Raw genomic sequence first — 25,510 nt, 5'->3', positions numbered from 1 at the left:
GAAATTAGCTCTCGCCTTGTTATACCCGATTCAGGCTCCTGACGGAATCTCTTTCCACAATTTCCGTCACAAATTCATAATTCCCGTCAAAATTTCTGTTTTTCATGATGGCCAGCAGATTTTCCGCCGCCCTGGCCCCCAGCTTATCCGTGGGATGATGCACGCTTGTCAGCCTGGTTTCCGCCAGCTCAGCCAGCTCCGAATCGTCAATGCTGATCAGGGAAATATCCTCCGGCACCCGGATTCCCTCTTCTTTCAGAAGGACCTCCAGCTGAAAGGCAATTTTATCGTTATAGCAGAAAACAGCGGTGCATTCTTTAAAATTCCTCAGTATCCTTTCCCGATAATCATGGAGGTGCTGCTCTCCCTCCGTATCCAGCCAAACAATCCCGGAATCTCCCGCCGGAATCCCCGCCTTCCTGCAGGTATCCAGATACCCTGCATAACGCAGATGCCCCTGTCCGTCATCGAATTTCAAAAGCGCTCCGACTTTACGGTGCCCTGCATGGATCAGATATTCCACCGCCATTTCTGCTGCCAACCTGTCGCTTAAGGTCACATGAGGCAGAGGCAGTCCGGGATAAAAGCTGTTTATGAATAAAATCGGGATTTTCCGTTCCATCAGCTTCTGCAGCAGCGGCAGGTTCGGATTGGGCAGACCGCTTTTCGTGGCTTCCATAATAATTCCCGCCACATCGTCCCTGGCTGTGATGTCTTCCAGTATGGTACGCTCCCGTTCCAGCTGATTGTTGGTAAAAGCGATTTGAACCGAGTAACCCCGTTCAAACAGGGTATTTTCTATCCCCTGAATAGTCCTGGGGAAAATATAGCTGTCCACATATGTGGTTACCACCGCCACTCTCGTCTTATTCTCAAGGTTGGCCATCCGGTTGTCACTGATATAGGTTCCGCTTCCCTGCCGTCTGGCAACAATCCCTTCCTCTTCCAGAACGCCGATGGCATGCCGCACGGTCTGTCTGCTTAAGCCGAACAGCTCACACAGCTCGTTCTCAGAATTCAGCTTATCACCGGGACTCAGTTCTTTCTTTTCCAGCCTTTCCTTTACCCAATCCACCACTTCTTTGTACTTGGGTTTTCTCTCCATCCGCAGTCTCCCCTCCTTTCCAGTTGTATTTGTTCTTTCTCAAGTTGTATTCTTTTTATTTCCCCGGCTGTTCACATGGTTCGCATGCAGGGAATACAAAAAAGGAAACTCATGCGTTTTGTCAGTATTAAACAAGGGTATTCCTCTGATTTTGTGCATATTCACAGCCTTCTTTCTTTCTCTTTTGCAGCGGCTGCCCATTACTTTCACTATAGTCCAAACAAAACCGCATGTCAATATTTTAATGAAATTATAAATACATTTAACCAAAGTTGTATGTGTACAACTTATCAAAAATAATAACCATAGCTTTCTCTGTCATGAATGTCTCAAGGAATACATAAACTGTTAAAAACCCCCCAAGGAATTAGTTCTTTGAAAAAACGCATGCCACTCATCATTGCCGCCGCGGCCCTTCTCCTTTTTTCGGGGCTGTTTCTTTTTTTATACTTCTATAACGATACCCTCCGCTTCCATCACATGACTGAAGAATTTTTTGCCGAAGCTTTTCGGCAGGATAGCCTGAGTCTTCATTATACTCTGGCGGAACCTTCTGATTACCTTCAGAAACCATCTCCTGCAACGCTTCCCCTGTACTCCAGACAGTCACGCCAGGAAGCGGCAGCCGCACTGGAGAACCAGCTTCTTATCCTGCAGGAAATCAATCCGGAAAGACTGAACCAGCAGGATCGTTATACCTGGTCCCTGCTCGTTCCTTATCTGGAAAATGAACTGGCAGGCGCCCGCTGTGAATACTATGAAGAACCCCTTACCCCGTCCTCCGGAATGCAGTCGCAGCTTCCCGTCCTGCTGGCCGAATATTCCTTCCGCACCAAAGAGGATCTGGAGGATTACCTGGAGATTCTGGAAAGCGTACCTGCCTATCTGGAAAGCCTTGCCCAATATGAAAAGGAAAAAGCCAATGCCGGATTATTCATGACAGAATCAGATGCCAGTAACATTGTAAAGCAGTGCGACACCATTATGGATCCCGATCTGCTCTCCGCAGGAGAGCATTTTCTGCAGACCACTTTTCAGGAGCGTGCAGAAGCCCTTGTCCAGGAAGGATTGCTGACCGGAGAAGAAATGGAGCTCTACATAGCCGAAAACAACCGGATTCTCACCACCCTGGTAGCCCCGGCTTATATTGCTCTGGCTGACGCTGTTTTTCTTCTCTCCGGAAGCGGCACACACGAGGGCGGACTCTGTGAACTGCCGTCGGGAGGCGCTTATTACCTCTACCTTCTGCGGCATAATACCGGTACCTCCCGGACTCCTGAAGAAATACAGGTCCTGCTGTCGGACCGGTTCCAGTTATGCTATCAGAACCTTCAGGCCCTGGTAGAAACCTATCGGGAACAGACAGGAAATACCTCCATTTCCCTTCAGGACATTCCTGCCTTTCCTTTTCAGGATGCCCAGGAAGTCCTTGCAGATTTACAGCAGCGGATCCAAACAGATTTTCCTCCGCTTGATGCACTTACCAAAACTCTGCCGACCTGCCGGACAAAGGCTGTTGCGGAATCCATGGAGGAATTTACCAGTCCTGCATTTTACCTCACACCGCCCATTGATGATATGGGAGACAATGTAATTTATGTAAATAACGCTTCCACCTCCCCGGGCCTGGAGCTGTACACCACGCTGGCCCATGAGGGTTATCCCGGCCATTTATACCAGACCGTATACAGCCAGCTGTATGAAAATTCCCGGACCAAAAATCCTGTGAGAAGCGCTCTTTTCTATGGAGGTTTTGTGGAGGGATGGGCTTATTACGTGGAAAATATCTCCTACGGCTATGCTTCCGACGTCCTTCTCGCCAACGGAGCCTCCAACATCACCCCTCTGCTGGTTGACATCGCCTGTCTGGAACGCAACCTTCAGGTAAACCTTTACTGTCTTTTGGATCTGTCTATCCATTATTACGGCGCCACCAGACAGGATATCTATCGTTCCCTGGCTGCCTTCGGCATCTCTGATAAGGATACTGCGGACGCTATTTATGACTATATCCGGACAGAACCTACCACTTACCTGAAATATTACCTGGGATATCTGGAAATTCTGTCCCTGCAGGATAAGGCCAAGGAGCTCTGGGGACAGGATTATACCCCTCTTCGTTTTCATACCTTTCTTCTTCAGGCAGGGCCTTCAGACTTTTCCAATCTGGAAAAACGGCTGACGGAAACACCGATTACACGAACCACTATTGCTTATACGCAGACGGAAAAGAAACTGGCCATGCGGTAAAGCTCGTATATATCCGCAAAAACTGACAGCGTATATAGTGAATAATATCACTATATACGCTGTCAATATAATGTAAATTACTATGCTTCCTTTCAGCCATCCATCAATACTGCTTCTTTTACCATATTTTTATTTTCCAAAAGCTACAGACAACGCGGCATAATCACCAATCTGCTCTCCCAGTTTTGCAGGAACTATCTTACATACATCCCTTGATGCCTTTAATGCTTCCTTCTCAATAACTTTTTTAACACTGGGCAATAACAAATGTTCACTACGCTCATAAATACTTCCAAGAATAATTATTTCCGGATTTAAAATGTCAATTATGATGGAGAGTCCCATTCCCAGATAAAAGCCGCTTGTTTTATAAATACTCTGTGCAAGCTCATCCCCTTGATCCGCTGCCAATGCTACCGTTTTTGCAGATAGATTATCCAAAGTACCCAATTCCGGACATAACGCCGGCTTCACTCCAATCTGCAGTTTTTCAATGACTTTTGCTTTTGCGATTTGAGCGATTCCGCCCCCGCTGCAAAAACCTTCAAAGGAGCCTGATTTTCCAAACCCTACGGGACCCTCTTTCTCCAAACGTATATGTCCCACTTCACCAGCCATATCATTAGTACCGTTATACAGTCGGCCATCCAAAATTAATCCTGCTCCCATTCCAGTGCCGAAAGTCAGGAAAACCAGATTTTTATAGCCTTTTCCTGCTCCAAATTTCCATTCCGCAAGGGCACAGGCATTTGCATCATTCTGTATCAATGTCTCTATATGAAATTCCTGTTCCATCAATTGTACAATTGGAATATCATTCCATCCATATAGATTAGGCGGATTCATTACTACCCCCTTTTTATGATCTAATGGCCCGCCGCAGCTGATTCCTATCCCCACTGTGTTCTTTGCATCAACATGGTTTTTTTGCATTACTTTATACACTGCATCTATAATATTGCTGATTGTATATTCCGGCCCTTTGGCTGCTTCTGTGGGAAAACATATTTTATCAAGAATAAAATCTTCCAGTCCGCTGTCCGGTATACGCCCTTTTCCAAGAACTACCGAACACTTCGTTCCCCCAATATCCACGCCGATTGCATAATTCTTCATGATTGTACTCCTTATCCGGACCAACTGAATCATTTATACAGACTGCAGCCCTGCTTTTCTAATGCATTCCATATATAAGTCCTTATTAAATGGAGGATTCCACAGTACATAGTGATTTTTAAATTTCTTTCCGTGACAAGTCCATTCCAGAAGGAAAAATGCATGATGCTCACTCGCATCTACAGATGCTATGACAACAGAGGAATCTGCAGGCAGACTGGTTTCTCCTTCATATATAATCCTGTCTGTAATTACATCAGTCACTTTAAATTTGATATCTTTATCAATACCATAATCATTAACACCATATAGCTGCACATTATGTCCGGCTGGTTCATCAAATATTAAAGCAGTTCTCGCCTGGGAACGTTTGATATAATAATAAGCCATTTTCTTATTGTAATAGTAATCAACTACCGCATCGGAGAACTGAGGGCATCCGTCAATTACATTCCACCATATAATTCCCGTCCTTCTCCATTTTCCAATACGAAATCTTTCGATAAAATATTTTTTTGCTTCTGCCTGCGATATTTGGCTCATGCACGCGAAATCTTCCAAATTATCCGGTACTTCCCCGAACAAAACTTTTATCTGATTAGCCATCAGTTCAATTCTATAAGCGTATGTCTCATCTTTTTTCATTGTCGGAGATGAAGCATGCAGCAGCCATTCCCCATTATCCTTATAAGGCCAAAGCCCTTCCGGTGTAATAAACTTTTTAATTGATTCTACAGAAGGACAGCCATGATACCCTGTTTCACTCGCAAAATGAGCAAAAGCATTTCTGTAATAATCTCCTTTATAATAATCTCTGGGGCCCCATAAGTGCTGCTCCGGAAGATATGTATCTGTAGTGGAATACCTGTATGCAGTTTCATCCATATAAGGGGAACTGGGCAGATACTCTCTGATGTAATCATTCATACGCAAGACCTGAGGAATTATTTTTCTGGTATTTCTGTTCTGGTTAGGATCAAGTCTATAGTTTGTAAGCCAGCCATACGACATATCATTTTCGTTATCACCGGACCATAACGCTAAACATGCATGCTGCCGCAGTCTTCTTACCTGCCATACAACTTCCTCCTCAAAGTTCCTGAGAAATGTTTCATTTTCAGGATATAATCCACATGCCTGCATGAAATCCTGCCATACTAAAATACCTAATTCATCACATCGATCATATAAATAATCATCCTCATAATATCCCCCTCCCCAACAGCGAATCATATTACAGTCTAAATCCTCAACAAGCTTTAATGACGGTTCAATGCGCTCTTTTCCCCTTGATGGAAGAGAATCAAGAGGAACCCAGTTGGTTCCCAGGATAAAAGTCTTTTTATGATTGACCCAAAGGCAGAATTCTCCTTTTCCGTTTTCATCTGTCAGACTTGTTTTCTGTAATTCCACAGTCCTGATTCCAAAACGAAAATCCTTTTGTGCGTAACATACCCCATCCTTCTTCAGTTGAACCTTCACATCATACAGTTCAGGTTCCCCGGAACGCCTTGGCCACCAAAGAAGAGGATTTTCTACATCGAATGTAAAATGTCCTGCTTTTGACCATACATCCCAGTTCATACTGAAGCTAGATTCTTTACAGTGTCCCTCCAATACAATTTCAAATCCATGATAAGGCGCTTCGTTTAAATCAACCTCATAAAAAAATTCCAATTGGGCACTGCTATAGTCTGTATTCAAATTTCTCACAAAAAGATAGCTTTGTATAAATCTGAAATCCGGTTTATTAAAAATTCTGACCGACTTCCAAATCCCTCCTGACAACATCCTGGGAAAAATATCCCACCCATACATATAAGGTGATTTTCTGATATTGAGACTGTCCATCTCATATTTCAAACCATTCTGGAATAATGGATTGTCATATTTTCTCGCTTCCAGGCTTACCGGTATAATATGTACCAGAAGCTCATTATCTCCCTTATTCAGCAGTTCTTCCCCGACCTCGAATTCATATCCTCTCAGCATGTTCTCAGTATGAGCCAAAAGGCTGCCATTCAAATAAATATCAGCAATGGTATCAATTCCATCAAATTGTAAAATATACTTTTCGTTTATCACCTTATCTAACACGAATTTTTTTCCATAAAAAAGATGATCCATTTCTCTGTCCAGCGATTTCAACAGATTTTTCCCATAAAAAGGATTTTCTATGATTCCTGCCTTTTCTAAATCTATCTCATAATTTCCTGGAACATGCCCTTCAATAACAGTTATATTACTGTTGCACAAACTATCCAGGTCAACTATGTTGATTTTATTTTTTCTGAAGGTATCATTCGAACATATCCCTAATTCCCATATCCCGTCCAATACTATTTTCTGCATTTTTGCTCCCATCTGCGTTTTTCTGTACGCTTACAATCCAGAAAGGTTTCAAGTTTTTTCTACCTTTTCCCCGTTCTTACCTACCCTTTTATCGCTCCCTGTGTCATTCCGCTTACAAGTCTGTCTGACATAAGAAGATAAACAATAAGCATTGGTATTACTGAAATAATTATACTTGATAAAAGAATCGGATAATTAGTAAAATGGTCTCCTTTAAACTGCGAAATAAATAACTGAATTGTCTTGCTTTTCTCCTTTGTCAAAAAGATTAATCCCATCATCAAATCATTCCATGCATTTAGGAAAGTAATAATTCCAATTGTTGCAATTGATGGTTTCAATAAAGGTAAAATCACTTTATAAAACAGCTGGCCGATTGATGCCCCGTCGATAACCGCTGCCTCTTCCAACTCCAAGGGAATGGACTGCAGGTATCCTGTCATAATAAAAACTGCTGTTGGTATGGCTCCCGCAATATAGATTAAAATAAGTGCCAACGCATTGGTAATATGCAGCCGGGAGACCGAAATATAAAGCGGAACCAGCAGAGAATGGATTGGTATCATAATTCCCATAAGTAAATATGTCATACATAATTTACTCAGTTTCCATCTCATTCTTGCAATCGCGTATGAGGCCATAGCCGAAACAATAACCGTTACAATACATGTTATTGATGAATATATAACGCTGTTGATTAAATTACGCAATATACCATATTCCGTAAATACCGCAATATAGGAGTCCATTCTGACTCGCTGAGGAAATGCCCATGGATTTCCGTAAATCTCTTCTGTCGTTTTAAATGATGACATGAAAATAAATAAAATAGGAAATACCACTACCAAAACAAGAAATAAAAACAATAAATACCTCAGGACATTTATCACTTTCTTCTTCATAAAGCAATTACCCCCTGTCCTTCAATATTGTCTGAATCACTCCGGAAAAGACCAGACAGAACAAGAAAAGTATTAATCCTATCGCACATCCATATCCATAATTCAACTGTAAAAAAGCTTTATTATACATATGTGAAGCCATTACCTCAGTCGCGTGAGCCGGACCGCCGCCTGTCATGACATAAATGGAATCAAAGGCTTTAAAGGAACTTGTGGTTATTAACACAATGCTAACCCTCAATACAGGTTTCATATTAGGCGTAATTATTTTTGTTGTAAGCTGCCATGAATTTGCGCCGTCTATTCTTGCTGCTTCAATCATATCAGTAGAAATGGACGTAATCCCTGTTACAAATATTACCATATGATACCCTATCCATTGCCATGCAACCGCAATACATACACAAAGCATGGCAGTCTTACTGTCCGCAAGCCAAAAATGAACTAAATCTTCCTGACCTATCATTTTTAAAAAAGCATTTAACAATCCTACCTCCGGATGATATATAAAATAAAACATAAGGGAGACTGCCGTTCCTGAAATAATTGCAGGCATAAAAACAGTATTTCTTACAAGCTTTTCAAAACGTTTTCCTCTTGTTAGCAATATAGCAAGAAAATAAGCAAGAGGAATTTGAAAAAGGATAGACAATCCAAGATATTGAAATGTATTTCCAATAGACATTCTGAAAATATCATCTCTTGTAAACAATTTGACAAAATTTCTGATCCCCACAAATTTGGCCTTAGAAAGTAAATCCCAGTCAAAAAACGACAGACCAACAGACATAATCAGAGGCACTGGTATAATTAATGTAAAAATCAGAATGGCTGGTAAAATAAATATTGCAATAGTTTTCTTGTTACTCAACATTTTATTCATTCAGTGTTCCTCCTATATATTATGTCCGGGCGGCCTGCCCTCATAACGAAGGCAGGCCTGAAATATCATTCACCCCAGGCATCTTCTGCATATTCCTGCAGCTTTTCAAACTCTTTCTGAGGATCTCCTCCTGTAATAATCGCCTGCGTAGTATTATTTAATTCCTGTCCCACGTCAGTTCCCAACGGATTATCCCAAGGTATAATAGAATAGGCGGCACTCTCAAATGCGTCCAATACTTCCGTCGTTAGTGCACTTATCTTACTGGTATCATAATTTACATTCTTACATGCAATAAGAGCTCCCGTCTCTGCATAAGCTGCCTGTCTTTCCGGAGAAAAAATGAATGCCAGGAAGGCTTCCGCTACCGGTTGGTTTTTGGTCCCGGAAGAAATCGCAAATCCTTCATCAAAATTCATAAGCCAATCATCGGAACTTCCGGTTCCTCCTTCAATTTCAGGGAAATTAAAAATTCCAACATCTTCCCCTAATGTTTCGGCATAACCCGGTACTGACCATGAGCCATCAATAATCATAGCTGATTCACCAGCCTTAAATTTATTGCCAGCCTCTTCCTGGGAAATAGCAACAATCGATTCATTAAACATTTTCCTATTTACTATCTCCTGCAGATATTTACCGGCATTAACAAAAGCATCATTTGCAAAATCGGCTTCTTTATTAAGGACTACCTTTTCATAAAGTCCATTACCATTCAGGCGATTAAAAATCATCATATAAGGAATGGTTCCCGGCCAGGGATCTGAAATTCCTAACATACAGGGTGTAATACCTTTTTCATTAAAAAGATCTACCAGCGCCAATAACTCATCATACGTTTTGGGAATCTCGGCACCGCATTCTGCAAAAATCTTTTTATTATAAAAGAACATTTCCCCACTTGCAATCAAAGGAATCGCATAAGCCTTTCCGTCAAATGTAGATAATGCAAGTGCCTTATCATTCATTATTCCTTTTGTTTCCGGATAGGTTTCCAACATATGTTCAATAGGCAGCACCTTTCCTCCATCAACAAACGGCTGTAGCCTGCCGGTGAGATATGTACGAAATACATCCGGAGCATTACCTGCCGCAACTTCCGTAGTTATTTTTGTAAGATAATCTTCACCGGATGCTATAAAAGTCGCTTCTACTTCACATCCCGGATACTTTTCTTCAAAAAGCTTAATATTTTCTTCCATCCACGGATAGGTATGGTCATTAGTATTACTCTTATCCCCTGTGGTCCAAAAAGTAATTTTTCCGCTTAATTCGGAATTTTCTGTTTCTGCCTTCTCTTCCGTGTTTTTTTCTTCGGAAGCAGGTTCGCTATCCTGCGTCTGTTTCACAGAAGGTTCCTCCGCCTCCTTCTGTCCACATCCTGCCAGAACAGATGCCCCCAGCATAAATACCAAAGCTATTGATAATATTTTTTTCTTCATACTCCCTCCGTCCTGCGTAATATATACGCTGATAACATATTGATGTTTACAATTGAATTGTAGTAAATATATAGATTAAAGTCAATTAATTTTATTATATATTTGCATATTCTATATAAATAACAATTTTACATATCATATTTTGTTTATATTTTCTATATAATTAATCTATATTTTTATATTTAATAAATCTTCTATACTATTGTCTTTTATAAACACTATGTTATAATTTGAATAAAGGTATGCTGTTTCATCTGTCATAGAGTTTTTACTCATGCTGCAAAAGAAATAGGGAGAAACAAATGCAGAAAAGTTCAGGATCAAATAATCAGGATGTAAAACAAAAAAACCGTATGCTAGTGTTAAAGCTCATTACAGTGAATAAGGGGGTTTCCCGTGTTGATATAGCTAAAATGACAGGATTATCCAAAATGACAGTCGGAAATATCGTAACCGAATTGATTGAACAGGGAATCGTTACCGAAAAAAACCTGTCGGATAATCCGTTCCCTCAAAACAATGGTAATTATGGCAGAAAACCTATTATGCTTACTCTTTCTCCTGATTCTCCCTGCATATGCGGTATGTTGATAAAAAGAGAATTATGTCAGATTGTCATAGGTGATTTAAGCGGAACTATTTTGGAACAAATCAATTATGAATTTTCCAGTCTTGAAAACGGGGATGCATTGATTGATATGCTCATGCAGGGATTTCAAACATTAACAGCCCGAATAGAACGTCCAATACTGGCAATCAGCATCGCTTCGCTTGGTCCATTAAACAGTTCCGATGGAATAATATTGAATCCTCCCTATTTCTATGGAATAGAAAATTTTCCAATTACTTCTATCATCCATAAAATTACGGGGCTTCCCACTTTTTTAGTAAATGATGCCAATGCAGGAGCACTTGCAGAAAAATTATATGGTATTGGAAAAGATATTCCTAACTTCACTTATCTTCATATTATGAATGGAATTGGCTCCGGACTTGTTTTAAAAGACAGTTTATATGAGGGAGACACAGGTCAAAGCGGAGAAATCGGACATACTTCGATTAATTTTGCAGGTCCTCAATGTGCCTGCGGAAATAAGGGATGCCTTGATCTGTATGCCAATGTAGACAATATGAGACAAAAGGTTTTTGAATTATCTCCCTTCTATCCTGCTTCTCCCCTGGCATCTGTCAGTCATCCAACCTGGTATGATATTGTAGATTGTGCAAATAGAAAAGATGCTCTTGCTATTATTGTAATTGAAGAGTTTTGTTCTTACGTTTCTTATGCATTAATTAATACTCTTAATTTACTAAATATAGCCACTTTAATTGTCGGGTATGATTCTTCTCTCAATGGTTTTATTATTGAAGATATTATTAAGAATAAATTGTCCCGCACTCTTTTATCTGCCAATTATGATGATATAACTGTTATCCATTCTAAGTTTAATGGTAATGCTCCGTTAATTGGTTCTATCGCTTTTATTGCGGATAAAATATTCTCACTGAATCTCTCTCTTTTTAAATAATTGTATTGAAAAATCCCCCGATAACAGATATTTAAACATCTGTTATTGAGGGATTCCTCTGAATATAATTATTTTGTTTGTTAACCAGCTTTTATCTATTTCTTCCCATTCTGTATCCCCTGGAAAAACCCGAGCAAGTTCCCCAGAGACTTCTCCAGCACGGCCTGTTCGTCTTCACTCAGCCCTTCCAACACCATCTGTATCATCTCATCATGAAACCTTTTATGATGGGCAAATGCCTTCTTCCCTTTAGCAGTCAGGGAAATAAGAACCACACGCCGGTCTTCCTCACTCCTGACACGATCCACATATCCTTTTTTCACCAGGCTGTTTACAGAGATTGTAAGAGTTCCCGTAGTTACTGCAAGAGCCTTGGCCACGGAAGTCATATTCCTGGCCGCACCGGTACCTATGGCCTCAATGACGTGCATGTCGTTGGTGGTCATATCCTTATATTCTTCCGTGCGGATGGCCTGCTCCTCAATCGCGTTGATGCTGCGGAACAGCTTCACCAACAGTTCATTGAGTGTTTCATTGATATCCAACGGGGCTTCCTCCTTTGCCTGCAGCAAGACTTCTTTATCAGTCATCCTTACAACGATCACTTATCTTCTCTATTATAATTTACTCCACTCCATATTTCAACCAAAATGCTTTGAAACTCAAATATTCATTTATTTTCCAGTTCCGGAATTACTCTCTGTCTTGTTTACTCCACTGATTTCATGGATTCCGCCATATTGATGCCGTCCAGCTTTTTGTTCATGGCCCAGTCCACAATCCCCGCGAACACAAAGGTGAGAACAATACTGTACAGGACACTGAGGGGCGCAATATGCACGTCAAAAGCAATCATATCAATATCGATGTTATACATGACAAACTGATGGAGATACCGACCCATTATCAGCCCCACTCCGGCCCCTATTCCTGTCAGCACCAGGTTTTCCCGGAATACATAGCTCGCGGTTTCCCTGCGGTAAAAGCCCAGCACTTTGATAGTGGCGATCTCCCGCAGTCTTTCCGTTATATTGATATTAGTCAGATTATACAGCACGATAAATGCTAGGGAACCCGCGCAGCCGATAATCAGAAGCACTACATAATCCAGGCTCTTCATCATACTGCTGAAACGCACTTTCATATCGTCGTTTACGGTAACGGAAGCCACGCCGTCACAGTTCATTACGGCAGCGGATACGCTGTGGACATCCTTTTCTTCTTTCACATTGATATAAGCGCTTTTGTATTCCGGCGCACTCCCGATCTGCTCCGTCCAGGTTTCCGGGCTGATATAGGCATAATTATAGACATAATTTTCGCTGATGCCGGAAACCTTCAGCTCCAGTGTATTCATATCGTCATCCTGCAGGGTAACCATATCTCCGATACCGGCCCCGCATTTATCAGCCAGCTTTTCCGTAAGAACCACTTCGCCCTTACCCGGGAAAGCGATCGGTACATCACGTGTTGTATGCAGATTCAGAAAAGAAGAAATATCCTCCGCTTTTTCGGGAATCACCAGAGTAAGAGACTTGCTTTTGTCACCCTTAGTCAAATCCGTACTCTCTTCAAAAACAAGGGTATACCTTTCCGCATTCTCCGCCATGATTTCTTCAAAATCACTGTTATCCATTTCATACCATGGATCATTGAAAACCACACTCATATCATTTATCTGGATTTCATCAAACTGGTTGTAGGTAATGCTTTTAATAGAATCTTTGATTCCAAAACCGGTCAGCAGCAGCGCCGTACAGCCTCCGATGCCGAAAACCATCATGTAAAAACGCTGTTTATACCGGAAAATATTCCTGGCAGAAACCTTCCGCAGAAATTTCATACGGTTCCATAAAAAGGGAATACGCTCCAGAATGATCCGCTTGCCGCTTTTTGGGGCTTTGGGCCGCATCAGTTCGGCCGCCACACTGGTCAGCTCATAGCGGCAAGTGGCAATCGTTGTTCCCATGGAGCATAAAATGGAGACGATAAGGGAAATTAACCCCAGCTTCCAGTCCAGAATAATCCGGATATCCCCCAGCCGGTACATAATCCGGTACGCGCTCCAGATAACCACAGGGAAAATATAGGAACCAAGCAGGAATCCGATGCCGCAGCCCAGTACGGCGGCGCTTCCTGAATAAAACAGATATTTCCCCATGATAGTGCCTTCGCTGTAGCCAAGTGCCTTCAGGATACCTATCTGCGTCCTCTGCTCCTCCACCATCCTCGTCATGGTAGTAATACACACCAGCGCAGCCACCAGGAAAAAGAAAATAGGAAATACATTGGAAATTCCCTCTACAATATCCGAATCACTTTCAAAACAGGCATAACCGATATTTTTATCCCGGCCCAGCACATAGGTTTCCGGCTCCTTCAAATCCGCCAGTTTTTCTCTGGCATCCTCCAGCTCCTTCCTTGCGTCCACCTTCTCATCCGCCAGCTTCTGCCGGTTTTCTTCATATTCCTCCCAGCCGTCCGCCAGTTCTTTTTCCGCGTCTTCCAGCTCTTTTTCCGCATCCTCCAGTTTTTTCTCTTCCCTGGCTATTTTATTTTCAGCCGCCTCCAGCTGCCGGCTTCCCATATTGGCCTGGGCAAGCCCTGCCTCTACCTGGGCTTTCTTTCCCTTTACCTGCGCTTCCTTCAGATTCAGGCCGGTTTCGTAAGCATCCTTTTCATCGCCGTCCTCCATATCCGAAGCCTCTATCCTCTTTTCCTCCAGAAGCTCCAGGCCATCTGCTATTTCAGCCTTTCCATCCTCCAGTTCAGACAGGGAATCCGTCACTTTCTGCCGGTTTTCTCCGATTTCCGCTCTGGCATCGGCGATCTCCTGCCAGCCGTCTGCTATTTCCTTTTTGGCATCCTCTATTTCCTTTTCTCCGTCCAGAAGCTCATCTTTGGCATCTGCCAGCTTTTCATCCGCTTCGGACACCCGTTTCTCCAGCTCCCGTTCGCCGTCGGCGATCTGCCACTCCGCGTCCTCCTTAAGCCTTTCATAACGTGCCTGGGCCACATCCTCACAAAGCGGTTCCGCCCAATCCATGGCCTCGTCAATATAATCCTTATATTCCTGGCTGTAGAGAGGGAATTTATCCGTAAGACGTATGAAAACCTCCGTATAGGTATCCGTATCAAACCCGTCCTCAGGTATATAAATATAGCCCTTCAGCTTGCCATTCCCCAGAGCGGTGCTTCCTCTTTCATAATTAATATAATAAGAAGCGTCACAGATACCCACAATTTTATATTCCCTGCCGGCAAACATATCTATGGTATCTTCTTCATTGTTCTCAGAAACACGGATGGTGGTACCGATATCTTTCCGTGTAAAGCTCAGGCTGTCCACCACACATTCATCCGGCGCCGTAGGCATTCTCCCTTCCTTCACCACCACATGGTTCTGTACCCATAACAGCGAATGAGCGCGCAGGACTGTTTCCGCCCCGCTCTCATCCTGAGCGAGAAAATCCACATATACCGCGCCTTCTGCGATTTCCACACCTTCGCGGCTGTTCAGTTCTTTCACATCCTGTTCGTCGAAACCGACCGTAGACAGCAGGCGCAGATCATACAGGTTATTCTTCTCCAGATACTCACCGCCCGCCTTAAGCATGGCCGGCTTTGTTACCTTTAATCCCGTAAAAAAACCAACCCCCAGCGCTACAATGGCTAAAATAGCCATATAGCGTCCCAGGCTTTCTCTGATTTCCCGTAAAGTTGTCTTTAATATGGTAGATTTCATTCTATCCCTCTTCCGACTGACAAACGATTACCTTCTGCTACCATTCAATTTCTTCAACCGGCGTAATATGGGGATTCATTTCCATGCTGCGTATGGTGCCGCTCTTTACCCGGATAATACGATCCGCCATGGCCGTAATGGCCTGATTATGGGTAATAACCACCACAGTCATCCCCGTCTCCCGGCAGGTATCCTGCAGCAGCTTCAACACCGCCTTTCCCGTATTATAATCCAGCGCACCCGTAGGCTCATCACAAAGCAGCAGCTTGGGATTCTTGGCAAGCGCCCTGGCAATCGCCACCCTCTGCTGCTCTCCGCCGGAAAGCTGGGCTGGGAAATTGGACATTCTCTCCTCCAGCCCCACCTTTTTCAATGTTTCCCCCGCATCCAGCGGGTTCCTGGATATCTGTGACGCCAGCTCCACATTTTCCAGGGCTGTCAGATTCTGAATCAGATTATAAAACTGAAAGACAAACCCTATTTCATATCTTCTGTAGGAAGTCAGCTGCCTCTGATTATAAGCAGAAATTTCCTTCCCATCCAGTATGACCTGCCCCTCGGAAAGAGTATCCATCCCTCCCAGAATATTTAATATCGTGGTTTTCCCTGCCCCGGAAGCTCCTACAATAACGCAGAATTCCCCTTCCTGAATCTCAAAATTCACATCCTGCAGGGCATGGATATCCACTTCTCCCATATGATATACTTTTTTTACATTTTTAAATTCCACAAATGCCATAACCGTACCGCCTTCTTCCGGCGTTCAACACGCCTGAGCCATAGAATGCTCCACAGCCGGAGGCAGCGCTCTCCGGACGCATTCTAATCCTGTTCTTCCATCATGCTGTCAATATAACCTCTGTCCCAGAGAAGAATCTTCAGCTTCCCTGCTGCCGCAACCGCTGCTGAAGTAAAATACTGGTTTGTCATTACCGCTCCTACCATCCTGTCATAATAGTCCCGGCCCGCGTAGACCTCCTGTACGGCTTTCACGCCGATTGGCGCATTGTAGCACTTACACTGAACCGCATAAGTCACTCCATCCTTTTCCGCCAGGATATCCACACCGTAATCTCCGCTTCCCTTCGTGACCTCCACATCCAGGAATCCGTTTTTCCGCAGAAGATCCGCACAAAAATATTCGAAATCATGCCCTTCCATTTCATCCATCAGCTGGCTTCTTCTTCTGCGCTTCCACCTCCTTGATACCAGAAAAGCGGCAAAAACAAGAACCGCCAGGCCCGCTGCAGACATAATACTGATAAAAATAACTGATGACTGATCCATATAACGAAACTCCATTATCTGTATGGCCTTCTCCGGCCTTTATTTTATCCTTAAGGACGCGCCTTCTATCACAAAAAGAACCAGACCGGCTGTCTTACCGGCGCCGGCTCTGATTCCCCTCATTTACATAATACTCTTTTTTCTTCTGATTTCCTAGATATAATTTATTAAATCTCTCTTGTCATTGGAATATTTATACGCATTTTCCCGTGTAATCATTCCCAGAGACACAAGACGGGCAAGATCTCCGTTCAGCGTATGCATGCCGTTTGCCGCACCGGACTGCATGATGGTGGACATCTGATGCCCCTTGCTTTCCCTGATCAGATTCATGACCGCATCCGTCCCCGTAAGCAGCTCCGTTGCCGCTGTCCGTCCCCTTCCGTCTGCCGTGGGGATCAGACACTGGGTAATGATCCCTTTCAGCACTCCGGAAAGCTGGATGCGTACCTGGTTCTGGCTGGAGGCCGGGCAGGCGTCAATAATACGGTCTATCGTCTGCGCCGCCCCTGTGGTATGAAGGGTGGAAAGCACCAGATGCCCGGTTTCCGCAGCTGTCAGGGCGGCGGAAATCGTTTCATAATCCCTCATTTCCCCTACCAGAATGATATCCGGATCCTCACGCAGGGCAGAGCGCAGAGCGGCGGCAAAAGAGGAAACATCCCTTCCCACCTCTCTCTGATGGATCAGCGCCTGCTTTCTTTCATACATATACTCAATCGGGTCCTCTATCGTAATGATATGCTCCGGCCTGGAGGCATTCACGTAGTCAATCATGGCTGCCAACGTAGTGGACTTACCGCTTCCCGTAGGCCCTGTTACCAATATCAGCCCTCTCGGTTCATCGGCCAGCTGTTTCAGTATGGGCGGAAGCTGCAGCTCTTCTATGGTGGGAATGCGGTCATTGAGCAGACGGATGGTGCAGGCCAGCTTTCCCTGCTGCCGGAAAATATTTACACGTTCCCTTCCCCCATCTGGAGACTGTATGGCAAAATCCACATCTTTTCCTTCCGAAAATTCCTTCTGCAGCCATGCATCCGGCATCTGGAGGATCATCTGCCGGGTCTCTTCCTCTCCCGGCTGGATAGGCGCATACACCAGCGTTCCTTTTACTCTTATCAGCATGGGCAGCCCTTCCGACAAATGAATATCCGAGCACCCTGTCTGCCGTCCCATGGCAATGATTGTATGAATGTCCATTCATGACTCCTTCCGGGTTCTTCTCTCTTATAACAGTTTAACAGCATTCTCCTGCGTTATGCATAATAGGCAACCTTCATCAGCTCTTCCATAGTGGTCACTCCCGCTTCCACCAGTTCCACGCCGCATTCCTTCAGGGTTTTCATCCCCTGCTTTTCAATGGCATAGTCCTTGACCTCCTCCATGGTGGCTTTGCGGGATATCATTTCCCGGATCGGCCTGTCGATGGTGAGGATTTCATGGATGGCGGTACGTCCCTTATACCCCGTATTATTACAATACCGGCATCCTTTGGGACGCATTACCTTAGGAATATCACGTTCCAGGAATTCCCGCTCCTCTTCCGTGGGTTCTTCCTCCTGTGCGCAGTACGGACATACCTTTCGCATCAGCCTCTGGGCTACCACACCTACCAGGGAATTGGCGATCATATACGGTTCCAGCCCCATGTCCACAAGCCGGATGACTGAGGATACGGAATCATTGGTATGAAGCGTTGAAAAAACAAGATGTCCGGTAATAGCGGCACGCACGGATATAGACGCCGTTTCCGCATCACGCGTCTCTCCCACCATGATAATATCCGGATCCTGACGCAGAAGGGCGCGAAGCCCCGACTCAAAGGTTACTCCGGCCAGTGCATTCACCTGCATCTGATTGATTCTCGGCACATTTTTTTCAACCGGATCCTCAATTGTGGAGATATTCACCTGCTTTTCCGACATCTCCTCCAGTATCATATACAAAGTCGTGGACTTTCCGCTTCCCGTAGGGCCTGTCAGATAAATAATCCCGTTGGGTGAACGCAGAAGCCTGCGGAATTTCTGATAATCAGAATCCTTCATTCCAAAAGAAGCCGGATGGTCAATCGCCGCATTTCCCGTCAGCAGACGCAGCACCGCCTTTTCCCCGAAAACAGTGGGAATCACAGAGACACGGATATTGATCATCTCATCCTTTACCTGAGTCCTGAAATGTCCATCCTGCGGGGCGCGCCTTTCGGCAATATCCAAATCAGACAAAATCTTGATACGCGCTATCAGGGAAGCATGAAGCTGCTTCTGCAGGGTGACATATTCCGTGATCGTTCCGTCCAGACGCATACGGACCGTTGTCTTATGCTCGAAGGGTTCGATATGGATATCACTGGCGTTGGTATTCGCTGCTCTCTCGATCAAAGTATTCAGCAGGTTGATGACAGGGGTGTCATCATCCGCTTCTTCAATCTGCAGCTCCTCCACCATATCTTCACTGCTTGTATTTGCCTTCTTAGCCGCCATTTTGGCGGATACCTCGGAATAATAATAGGAGATGGCATTTTCCAGCGCGTATTTTTCACACAGCTGGATTTCTGTCTGCATACCTGTTATCTGACGGATATCCTCAATGCCATAATAATTCAGCGGATCATTGGTGATCACCGTGAGCCGATCCCCATTTTTGCTGACTGCCAGCATCAGATACCTCTCCGCCAGCTGCCTTGGGATCATCCCCACAGCATCAATATCCACCGAAACAGAGGATATATCTATGGTCTGCAAAGCCAGCTTGGCCGCAAGGGCTTCCACTTTCTGACCTTCTGTTATAAATTCCAGAGCTATAAGGGCATCCCCTATTCGCATACCAGGATTCTGCTTCTGGTATTCCACAGCCCTTTCGATCTGTTCTTCGGTTACATACCCGGCTTCCTTCAGAAGCTGCCCCAGCCTGATATTTTTAATTGACGCTGTTTCCATTATTATTCGTCCCTTTTATACATATATATTTCCATCTGAAGCTGCAGGGTATCATTCAAAGAAGATACATACTCCCCTGCCTCATTCCGCAGGCTGCTGTTTTCTTTCCCCCATACAGCACCCGTAATGCGGATAGCCGGATAATCTTCGGATATTTCATCCGCCATCTGCTCCAGCACACTGCGCTCGCCCTTTATGGTAAGCATCACCTGCGCCGCATAAATCCCATAAAAAGAGGTGGAGGTTTTCTGGACAGTATCCGTCTGTTCCTCCCCATCCTGCCCAATTGCCTGTGAAAGCATTTCCTCAAGCGCAGCCTGAGAAGCATAAAAAGGGTCAAGTATCATCTCTCCCTCAGGCATCTGAATAACCAGCTGCCTGGATTCCAGTCCCCAGGATAATGCAATGCCCGTAAGAAGCTTGTCGATTTCCTGACTCTTCATAACCGGGTAAAAATCCTCGGCAGCCGCCGCCAGCTCCTCCTCTGTCTTTTCCACATTAGCCTGCATGGAAGGCAGGAGCATCAGCTTCTGCTGCGTACGGATCTGCAGTTCTTCCTGAACTGCCAGCTCTTCCTTCAATGCGGCATCCGTCTCCGCCAGAGGGCGTATGATAAAAAAGCCGAATACCACAACGATTACAAAGATTGCCAGGAACAGAAGCAGCTTTTTATCTCTATCCGTAATTTCTGTTGTTATCTTCACACTGCTCTCCTCCTATTTCCCGGCATTTTCAGAAAGATAGCAAACCAGATTGATGGTCCACATCCCTCTCTCTTCCGACCAGACATAGCCCGTATAATCCAGCTGTTCAAAAATGTCCCTTTCCTCCAGCCGATCAATGAACTGGTTGATATCCTCTACCTCCGGCGCAGCAGTATCCACATTCACAATACCTGTAGCTGCGTCAAAGCTCAGCACTTCAATCACCACCTGCCCCAAAGAACAGCTTTCTATTTCCTTACGGACAGAACTGTTAAAGGATGGATAGGATTCTATATTCCTTTTAGCCCGTTCCAGAGATGCTTTCAAAGTCTGGTTCCACATAAGACGGCTTTCCAGCTCATCATATTGGGCGCTTTGCTCCAGAACCTCAGGATTTTCATTATAATCCCTCACCTCCTGCAGCCTCTTTTGCGTTATCAGGCAGTTTCCCACAAAAAAACCGGTAATCATCAGCATAACCACAAGAAGAAGCAATACCGGAATCAGCTGTTTCATCAGACTTATACGCTTCTGATGGCTCTCAGAGCTTTTCTTATACCGGTAATACAGATTGCTTTCCTTTTCCAGCCTGAACAGGCCGCTGACCGCAAAAAGGAAATTGTCCACAGCCCCATCACCGAAACGTATCACCTTTTCATCTTCAAGCATACCCGCCTTCAGATCTGGATCCATCTGTTCCAAAGCCTGCGCACATACCTGCATATCCCTTTCCGGGAAGCCCGCCCAGAAAACATCCGTCACCGAATTTTCCAGCTTTTGGGCGGAGGCAAACTGAAGGATTCCGCTGATATTTCTCGCCACCTCCATACCATAGCCTTCCGTCCCGTGCTCGCTGAATGTACGGCTCACGCTGGAATAACAGTAAATACCCTTATCCAACAGAATACTGGTTAGATTATCTTCATCCTGTATCTGAACCACACAGGTTTTTCCCCTTACCAGCTCCATCTGATGAAGAACGGATACCACACATCCAAGGGCTGCCTGTACAGAATTTATCTGGATTCCCACAGAAGCAAACAGCTTCCTGTAGGAGTCCAGAAAATCTCTTTCCATACGGGTGGCAAAAACCTCCCGCATTCCCTTCCCCTTATTCACAGAAATCCGGAAATAACCATAAACACTCCCGGAATCATTATTCACACCCGGGAACTCCCTCTGGATATAGTTTAAAGTTTTATTCGTATTCATGGCGGGAATCATCAGTGTTTTAGCCATAAACTGAGAACTGTGCAGCACCAGGCAGACATTCCTGGTGGAAAGATGGTTTTCTTTCCAAAACTGACTTAAATGTGCCCCAAGCTCTTCTTCTCCGGTTATTACACCATTGATGATGCTTCCCTCCGGCGCCTCCGTCTCATACAGCCTTTTCACTGCTATGGAATGATTTTTTGGATTTCCGACCGCCACCTGTATCTTGCGGTTGGACATATATACACAAGTCTGCATGCAGGCATTGTCCTTTCTGTTAATATCCCGAATTGCTTATTGCATCATAAGAACCATAAATAGGCATGAGTACGGAAATCATAATGAACCCTACTATAATTGCCATCACTACAATCAATACCGGCTCCAGAGTGGCCACCATTCTGTCGACGGCCATATTGGATTCATATTCCATGGAATCCGCGATAGAATTCAGCATCGTATCCAGGCTTCCCGTTTCTTCTCCCACCCTGACGGCAGAAGTCAGTTTCTTTGTAAACCCTTTTATATTATCCAGGGCATCCGATAAATTCCCTCCGGAGCGTACTTTGGCAACCGCATCATCGAACTGGCTGTCTATATATGTGTTGCCGATTGTTTTTCTCCCGATCTGCAGCGCCTGTACAATAGGTATTCCCGAAGAATACAGAGAACTGATTGTTCTGGCAAACCGGGCCGTATAGATAATCATCAGAAGCTTTCCAAAAACAGGAAGCTTGATTTTCAGTTTATCCAATTGAAGTTTTACCGAGGGCAGATGACAGATAAATATAGTGGCCGGAATCAAAAATGCCAGAAGAATCAATAGAATCACCCAGTGATTCTTTACCCCGTCACTCATAAAGAACAAAATCTTCGTAGGCACAGGCAGCTCTTCCATCTGATCAAAGAGATCCTGAAACTGCGGCAGGATATAGCTCAGCATGAATATTACTACGACGACAATGACTCCGCTTAGAATTTTAGGATAAAGTGTAGAATTGCTGATTTTAGTGTTCAGCCGGAATTGCTTGTCATAAAAATCCGCCATGCGCATGGCGGTTTCATCCAGATTTCCCGCCGTTTCCGCTGAACGGAACATATTAATCAAAAGCTCAGGAAATGCCTCTCCCTGATCCTCCATGGCATCCGATAAAGCCGTTCCCTGCCTTACCTGACGCAGCAGATTTTCAAATACCGTTTTCTCATTGGGCTTATTCGTCTCATCCTGAGCCACAATATTCAATGCCCTCACAAGGGAAACACCGGAAGCCGAAAGCGTGCCTATCTGCCTGCAGAAATCAGACAGATATTTAGCCTTAATCCTGCGAAGTCTCTTCGCTTCTTCTTCCCGTTTGGCATTGACCAGATATTTATTATCAGCCTGCAGCTTCTGGTGCAGATCTCTTTCATCCGCCGCCTGCAGAAGCCCGGTCACTAATTTTCCATTTTCGTCCTTAGCCTTATAACTGTACTTAGGCATATTGTTTCCTTTCGTGCCGCTATCTTCAATAAAGCAATCCCATATACCAGTTCAATACCCAATCCCCCACAAACAAAGCGGCCGCCATGCCTACACAAAGAAAAGGCCCGAAGGCAAAATGCTCCTTGCCTCCCTTTTTCCTTGTGAGCAGAAGCCAGATTCCATACAGGCCCCCCGTCAAAACCGCAAAAGCCAGAGAAAGGAGGCACAATTTCGCCCCCAGAAAAAGTCCGCAGCCCGCCATCAGCTTAATATCCCCTCCGCCAAAAGCTCCCGGCACGGCGAGTGTAAGCAGCAAAAGCGGTACGCTAACCGCAAAAATACCAATGATTCTGGAAAGGATACCCGTGTCCGGCATGGTAAAAACTGACAGAAGTCCTGATGCAAAGGCTGCTGCCACAAAAGAATCAGGAATTTCCATGGTATCCCAGTCCACAAACCCCACCACCAGGAGAAGCCCCAGGAAAAGAATCACCGTCACTGATGCTGCGGGGCTTTCAAAGTATATTTGGGATGCCACTGCTGCAGCGCCGCCCAAAACTATGCTTATCAGATACCTGGGCCGGAATCCACCTTTGCGGAATGCCCGATAGCCTTCTTTGAATCCCAATTTTCTTGGCACCAGATATATTATCCCGTTAAGAAGATAAAAAAAGCAGGCGCCTGCTACAAACACCAACATATATAATAAAATACTCCCTGTCAGCAGCATTACACGTCCCCGCAATTCCGGTCTGTCTTACAAACCATCTCTTTTGCTTATTATAAATTATCCGCAGGAAAGAGACAATAATATTTTCCTATATAAACTTCCTGCCCGGATATCATTATGATACCGGGCAGAAAAACTATCCTGTCTCTTTATTAGCTGAATGGAACTTTTTGTTCCCAATCACTTATTCTTCACCCAGAGCCATTACCTTTTTCAGACGGTAGATGCTCCATTCCGGCTCATCTCTTTTCGCGTCGTATTCGTAGACTGCAAGAAATGAATCTGTCTGATAAAAGAACTTGCCAGGTAAAGCTTTGTCGTAATTCCAGTATACTAACGTTATTTCTCCATTGGCACCGGAGAGTTCTTTAATCTGACTAATTGTATCAACCGCCATACCATAGGGTTCACCCGGCTGGTAAATATTGCGATCCTGTCCATAATACTGAATGGAGAGAAGCCTCATAGCCAACTGTATGTTTTTAGCATCCATGAGCGTTATTCTTGCCATACTGTTATTACTGAAATGATATGCAACCGGGCATAAAATCAAAGTAATTATAATGATAATCTCCAATATGTATAAGCAGGCATTAACAGCTTTATTATTTGTGTTAAAAAACTTCTTAATCATAACTTATACATTCTAAGGACTGACAGCAACATTCGTCCACCCCTTGGCTTTCACATACTGAATATATTTGTTACCTTCTCTGTATTCCAGCGCCAAAATTTCACCTGTATTTTCGTCGATACTGTTACCTGTAAGGCCAATATCATTCATAGCTTTAATATCCATTATTACTTTACCAGTCTCGGGAATACCTTCAATATCAGAAACAGTCAAACCCGCTGCTCCTTTTGACTGATAATCTGCAATCACATCAATAAAAGTTACGATATTGCTGCTTCCAAAGGCTTCGAGAAGATTATCCTGGACAGCAATGTATGCAGATCTTGCATTTACCATGAACTGTCTGTCTTTTGCTTTATCAATGTATTTGAATAATCCCGGTACGAGTATGGATAACAGTATTCCTATAATAACTATTGTGACAATCATTTCTGTTAGAGTGAAACCATTATTGTACTGAATAATGTTACTCCCAATAAAGAAAATAAAATTAACAATATAAATAATTATGCCCTAATTACCCGTACCAGTATCTCCTTAGTCACCAGAACCTACAGGCTCCACTTCTCCCCATACTTCATCTGTCATTGTAATTTGTCTATCCCCTCGAACATAGGTCATTGCTTTTACTTTACCAGTTGCAGCGTCTATATCTGTTACTGTCAGAGTTCCGTTCTCTGGCACATCTACCGTAACAATTACAGACTTAGCACCATCTCCTGTACCTGCTGTTACTGTCACCTTTTGTTGAGAAGTAACACCCGCTAACTGTTCTTTAAAAGCACTCTCCACATTAGTCCCTGTTATTCCATTAGCTCCATATGCTTCCTGTGCCGCCATCTGAACATCCAAATATGCCGTTCTTGCATCAACCAAAATCTGCTTATCTTTCGCCTTCTGGATATACTTAAACATACCAGGAACCAATATAGCCAGCAAAATACCAATAATAACAATTACAACAATCATTTCAACAAGGGTAAATCCCTTTTTATCTTTTTTCAATCTCTCAACTAAATTCATATTCATTTCCTTCCAATCTTTTTCCTATTTAATATTCCTACAGTAACTAAAACACCCTGTCTGAAACCCTGCGCCATTAAAACCTTTATCACAATATATCTGCCGTGTATCAGCACAGTTCCATAAGACAGCAATTGCGGATATCCCAAATCCGTTTCTTACTTCCTGCCTCCTTCGCCTTTAATCTTCGGATTTTTA

21 protein-coding genes and 1 pseudogene are annotated in these 25,510 nt (G+C 44.0%); 2 read left to right on the top strand and 20 right to left on the bottom strand.

What is annotated here, in order from left to right; translation table 11 throughout:
* Positions 1-19: 19 nt before the first annotated feature.
* On the bottom strand, positions 20-1,105 hold the full coding sequence (locus tag BLA28_RS08635; RefSeq protein WP_071698973.1) for a GntR family transcriptional regulator: 1,086 nt from the start codon (positions 1,103-1,105) through the stop codon (positions 20-22).
* A 375-nt stretch (positions 1,106-1,480) separates the two neighbouring features.
* On the opposite strand from BLA28_RS08635, the gene BLA28_RS08630 reads away from it, so the two are divergent.
* Positions 1,481-3,355 (top strand): DUF885 domain-containing protein, encoded by a 1,875-nt coding sequence (locus tag BLA28_RS08630; protein WP_071698972.1) that lies wholly within the window; start codon positions 1,481-1,483, stop codon positions 3,353-3,355.
* 129 nt (positions 3,356-3,484) lie between these two features.
* Here the strand turns inward: BLA28_RS08630 and BLA28_RS08625 are convergent, their stop codons facing one another.
* The 5 genes from BLA28_RS08625 to BLA28_RS08605 all read right to left on the bottom strand — a co-directional run bounded on the left by BLA28_RS08625 (position 3,485) and on the right by BLA28_RS08605 (position 10,050).
* Entirely contained in the window at positions 3,485-4,471 is a 987-nt protein-coding gene (locus tag BLA28_RS08625) for an ROK family protein (RefSeq protein ID WP_044966079.1), read from the bottom strand.
* Positions 4,472-4,504: 33 nt separating this feature from the next.
* Complete coding sequence (locus BLA28_RS08620; RefSeq protein ID WP_169897212.1) at positions 4,505-6,823, bottom strand: glycoside hydrolase family 2 protein; 2,319 nt, start codon at positions 6,821-6,823, stop codon at positions 4,505-4,507.
* Positions 6,824-6,903: 80 nt separating this feature from the next.
* The gene (locus BLA28_RS08615; RefSeq protein WP_044966081.1) at positions 6,904-7,725 is read right to left on the bottom strand and encodes a carbohydrate ABC transporter permease; all 822 of its coding nucleotides are present in this window, start codon (positions 7,723-7,725) and stop codon (positions 6,904-6,906) included.
* 7 nt (positions 7,726-7,732) lie between these two features.
* Positions 7,733-8,608 carry a carbohydrate ABC transporter permease gene (locus BLA28_RS08610; RefSeq protein ID WP_044966083.1) on the bottom strand — a complete coding sequence of 292 codons (876 nt, stop codon included), beginning with the start codon at positions 8,606-8,608 and terminating at the stop codon, positions 7,733-7,735.
* 65 nt (positions 8,609-8,673) lie between these two features.
* Complete coding sequence (locus BLA28_RS08605; protein WP_069158702.1) at positions 8,674-10,050, bottom strand: ABC transporter substrate-binding protein; 1,377 nt, start codon at positions 10,048-10,050, stop codon at positions 8,674-8,676.
* A gap of 302 nt (positions 10,051-10,352) precedes the next feature.
* Here BLA28_RS08605 and BLA28_RS08600 point away from each other — a divergent pair, with 302 nt between their 5' ends.
* On the top strand, positions 10,353-11,579 hold the full coding sequence (locus BLA28_RS08600; RefSeq protein WP_044966087.1) for an ROK family transcriptional regulator: 1,227 nt from the start codon (positions 10,353-10,355) through the stop codon (positions 11,577-11,579).
* Positions 11,580-11,674: 95 nt separating this feature from the next.
* On the opposite strand, the gene BLA28_RS08595 is transcribed toward BLA28_RS08600, so the two are convergent.
* The 14 genes and pseudogenes from BLA28_RS08595 to BLA28_RS08535 all read right to left on the bottom strand — a co-directional run bounded on the left by BLA28_RS08595 (position 11,675) and on the right by BLA28_RS08535 (position 25,312).
* Positions 11,675-12,124 (bottom strand): MarR family winged helix-turn-helix transcriptional regulator, encoded by a 450-nt coding sequence (locus BLA28_RS08595; RefSeq protein ID WP_242880641.1) that lies wholly within the window; start codon positions 12,122-12,124, stop codon positions 11,675-11,677.
* 164 nt (positions 12,125-12,288) lie between these two features.
* On the bottom strand, positions 12,289-15,324 hold the full coding sequence (locus BLA28_RS08590) for an ABC transporter permease (RefSeq protein WP_069158700.1): 3,036 nt from the start codon (positions 15,322-15,324) through the stop codon (positions 12,289-12,291).
* Between the two features lie 37 nt (positions 15,325-15,361).
* Positions 15,362-16,063 carry an ABC transporter ATP-binding protein gene (locus BLA28_RS08585; protein ID WP_009254814.1) on the bottom strand — a complete coding sequence of 234 codons (702 nt, stop codon included), beginning with the start codon at positions 16,061-16,063 and terminating at the stop codon, positions 15,362-15,364.
* An 83-nt stretch (positions 16,064-16,146) separates the two neighbouring features.
* A complete protein-coding gene (locus BLA28_RS08580; protein ID WP_009254815.1) occupies positions 16,147-16,611 on the bottom strand; it encodes a restriction endonuclease in 465 nt (154 codons plus the stop codon).
* A gap of 153 nt (positions 16,612-16,764) precedes the next feature.
* Positions 16,765-17,811, bottom strand: coding sequence for a type IV pilus twitching motility protein PilT (locus BLA28_RS08575; protein WP_044966093.1), 1,047 nt, complete (start codon positions 17,809-17,811; stop codon positions 16,765-16,767).
* 56 nt (positions 17,812-17,867) lie between these two features.
* Positions 17,868-19,547 (bottom strand): GspE/PulE family protein, encoded by a 1,680-nt coding sequence (locus BLA28_RS08570; RefSeq protein WP_207648291.1) that lies wholly within the window; start codon positions 19,545-19,547, stop codon positions 17,868-17,870.
* A gap of 2 nt (positions 19,548-19,549) precedes the next feature.
* A complete protein-coding gene (locus BLA28_RS08565) occupies positions 19,550-20,251 on the bottom strand; it encodes a hypothetical protein (RefSeq protein WP_069158699.1) in 702 nt (233 codons plus the stop codon).
* Between the two features lie 12 nt (positions 20,252-20,263).
* Positions 20,264-21,721, bottom strand: a complete 1,458-nt coding sequence (locus BLA28_RS08560) for a type IV pilus biogenesis protein PilM (protein ID WP_069158698.1) — start codon at positions 21,719-21,721, stop codon at positions 20,264-20,266.
* Positions 21,722-21,740: 19 nt separating this feature from the next.
* Entirely contained in the window at positions 21,741-22,943 is a 1,203-nt protein-coding gene (locus BLA28_RS08555; RefSeq protein WP_069158697.1) for a type II secretion system F family protein, read from the bottom strand.
* Between the two features lie 25 nt (positions 22,944-22,968).
* Positions 22,969-23,625, bottom strand: a complete 657-nt coding sequence (locus tag BLA28_RS08550) for a prepilin peptidase (protein WP_141702972.1) — start codon at positions 23,623-23,625, stop codon at positions 22,969-22,971.
* 214 nt (positions 23,626-23,839) lie between these two features.
* Positions 23,840-24,289: a hypothetical protein gene (locus tag BLA28_RS08545; RefSeq protein WP_069158695.1), complete on the bottom strand. Its 450-nt coding sequence runs from the start codon at positions 24,287-24,289 to the stop codon at positions 23,840-23,842.
* A gap of 12 nt (positions 24,290-24,301) precedes the next feature.
* A complete protein-coding gene (locus BLA28_RS08540) occupies positions 24,302-24,625 on the bottom strand; it encodes a hypothetical protein (protein WP_069158694.1) in 324 nt (107 codons plus the stop codon).
* 54 nt (positions 24,626-24,679) lie between these two features.
* Positions 24,680-24,751 (bottom strand): annotated as a pseudogene (locus BLA28_RS34765) (type II secretion system protein); the annotation flags it as partial.
* 75 nt (positions 24,752-24,826) lie between these two features.
* A complete protein-coding gene (locus tag BLA28_RS08535) occupies positions 24,827-25,312 on the bottom strand; it encodes a prepilin-type N-terminal cleavage/methylation domain-containing protein (protein WP_069158693.1) in 486 nt (161 codons plus the stop codon).
* Between the last annotated feature and the right edge of the window lie 198 nt (positions 25,313-25,510).

The organism is Eisenbergiella tayi, assembly GCF_001881565.1.
Lineage (GTDB): Bacteria > Bacillota > Clostridia > Lachnospirales > Lachnospiraceae > Eisenbergiella > Eisenbergiella tayi.
The sequence above is the reverse complement of the archived record's forward strand: the minus strand, read 5'-3'. Positions and strand labels throughout refer to the sequence as shown.

Excerpts from the sequence above, each read along its gene's own strand:
- BLA28_RS08635 (WP_071698973.1), bottom strand. The coding sequence starts at position 1,105 with ATGGAGAGAAAACCCAAGTACAAAGAAGTGGTGGATTGGGTAAAGGAA.
- BLA28_RS08625 (WP_044966079.1), bottom strand. The coding sequence starts at position 4,471 with ATGAAGAATTATGCAATCGGCGTGGATATTGGGGGAACGAAGTGTTCG.
- BLA28_RS08620 (WP_169897212.1), bottom strand. The coding sequence starts at position 6,823 with ATGCAGAAAATAGTATTGGACGGGATATGGGAATTAGGGATATGTTCG.
- BLA28_RS08615 (WP_044966081.1), bottom strand. The coding sequence starts at position 7,725 with ATGAAGAAGAAAGTGATAAATGTCCTGAGGTATTTATTGTTTTTATTT.
- BLA28_RS08610 (WP_044966083.1), bottom strand. The coding sequence starts at position 8,608 with ATGAATAAAATGTTGAGTAACAAGAAAACTATTGCAATATTTATTTTA.
- BLA28_RS08605 (WP_069158702.1), bottom strand. The coding sequence starts at position 10,050 with ATGAAGAAAAAAATATTATCAATAGCTTTGGTATTTATGCTGGGGGCA.
- BLA28_RS08600 (WP_044966087.1), top strand. The coding sequence starts at position 10,353 with ATGCAGAAAAGTTCAGGATCAAATAATCAGGATGTAAAACAAAAAAAC.
- BLA28_RS08590 (WP_069158700.1), bottom strand. The coding sequence starts at position 15,324 with ATGAAATCTACCATATTAAAGACAACTTTACGGGAAATCAGAGAAAGC.
- BLA28_RS08585 (WP_009254814.1), bottom strand. The coding sequence starts at position 16,063 with ATGGCATTTGTGGAATTTAAAAATGTAAAAAAAGTATATCATATGGGA.
- BLA28_RS08580 (WP_009254815.1), bottom strand. The coding sequence starts at position 16,611 with ATGGATCAGTCATCAGTTATTTTTATCAGTATTATGTCTGCAGCGGGC.
- BLA28_RS08575 (WP_044966093.1), bottom strand. The coding sequence starts at position 17,811 with ATGGACATTCATACAATCATTGCCATGGGACGGCAGACAGGGTGCTCG.
- BLA28_RS08570 (WP_207648291.1), bottom strand. The coding sequence starts at position 19,547 with ATGGAAACAGCGTCAATTAAAAATATCAGGCTGGGGCAGCTTCTGAAG.
- BLA28_RS08560 (WP_069158698.1), bottom strand. The coding sequence starts at position 21,721 with ATGCAGACTTGTGTATATATGTCCAACCGCAAGATACAGGTGGCGGTC.
- BLA28_RS08555 (WP_069158697.1), bottom strand. The coding sequence starts at position 22,943 with ATGCCTAAGTACAGTTATAAGGCTAAGGACGAAAATGGAAAATTAGTG.
- BLA28_RS08550 (WP_141702972.1), bottom strand. The coding sequence starts at position 23,625 with ATGTTGGTGTTTGTAGCAGGCGCCTGCTTTTTTTATCTTCTTAACGGG.
- BLA28_RS08545 (WP_069158695.1), bottom strand. The coding sequence starts at position 24,289 with ATGATTAAGAAGTTTTTTAACACAAATAATAAAGCTGTTAATGCCTGC.
- BLA28_RS08540 (WP_069158694.1), bottom strand. The coding sequence starts at position 24,625 with ATGGTAAATGCAAGATCTGCATACATTGCTGTCCAGGATAATCTTCTC.
- BLA28_RS08535 (WP_069158693.1), bottom strand. The coding sequence starts at position 25,312 with ATGAATTTAGTTGAGAGATTGAAAAAAGATAAAAAGGGATTTACCCTT.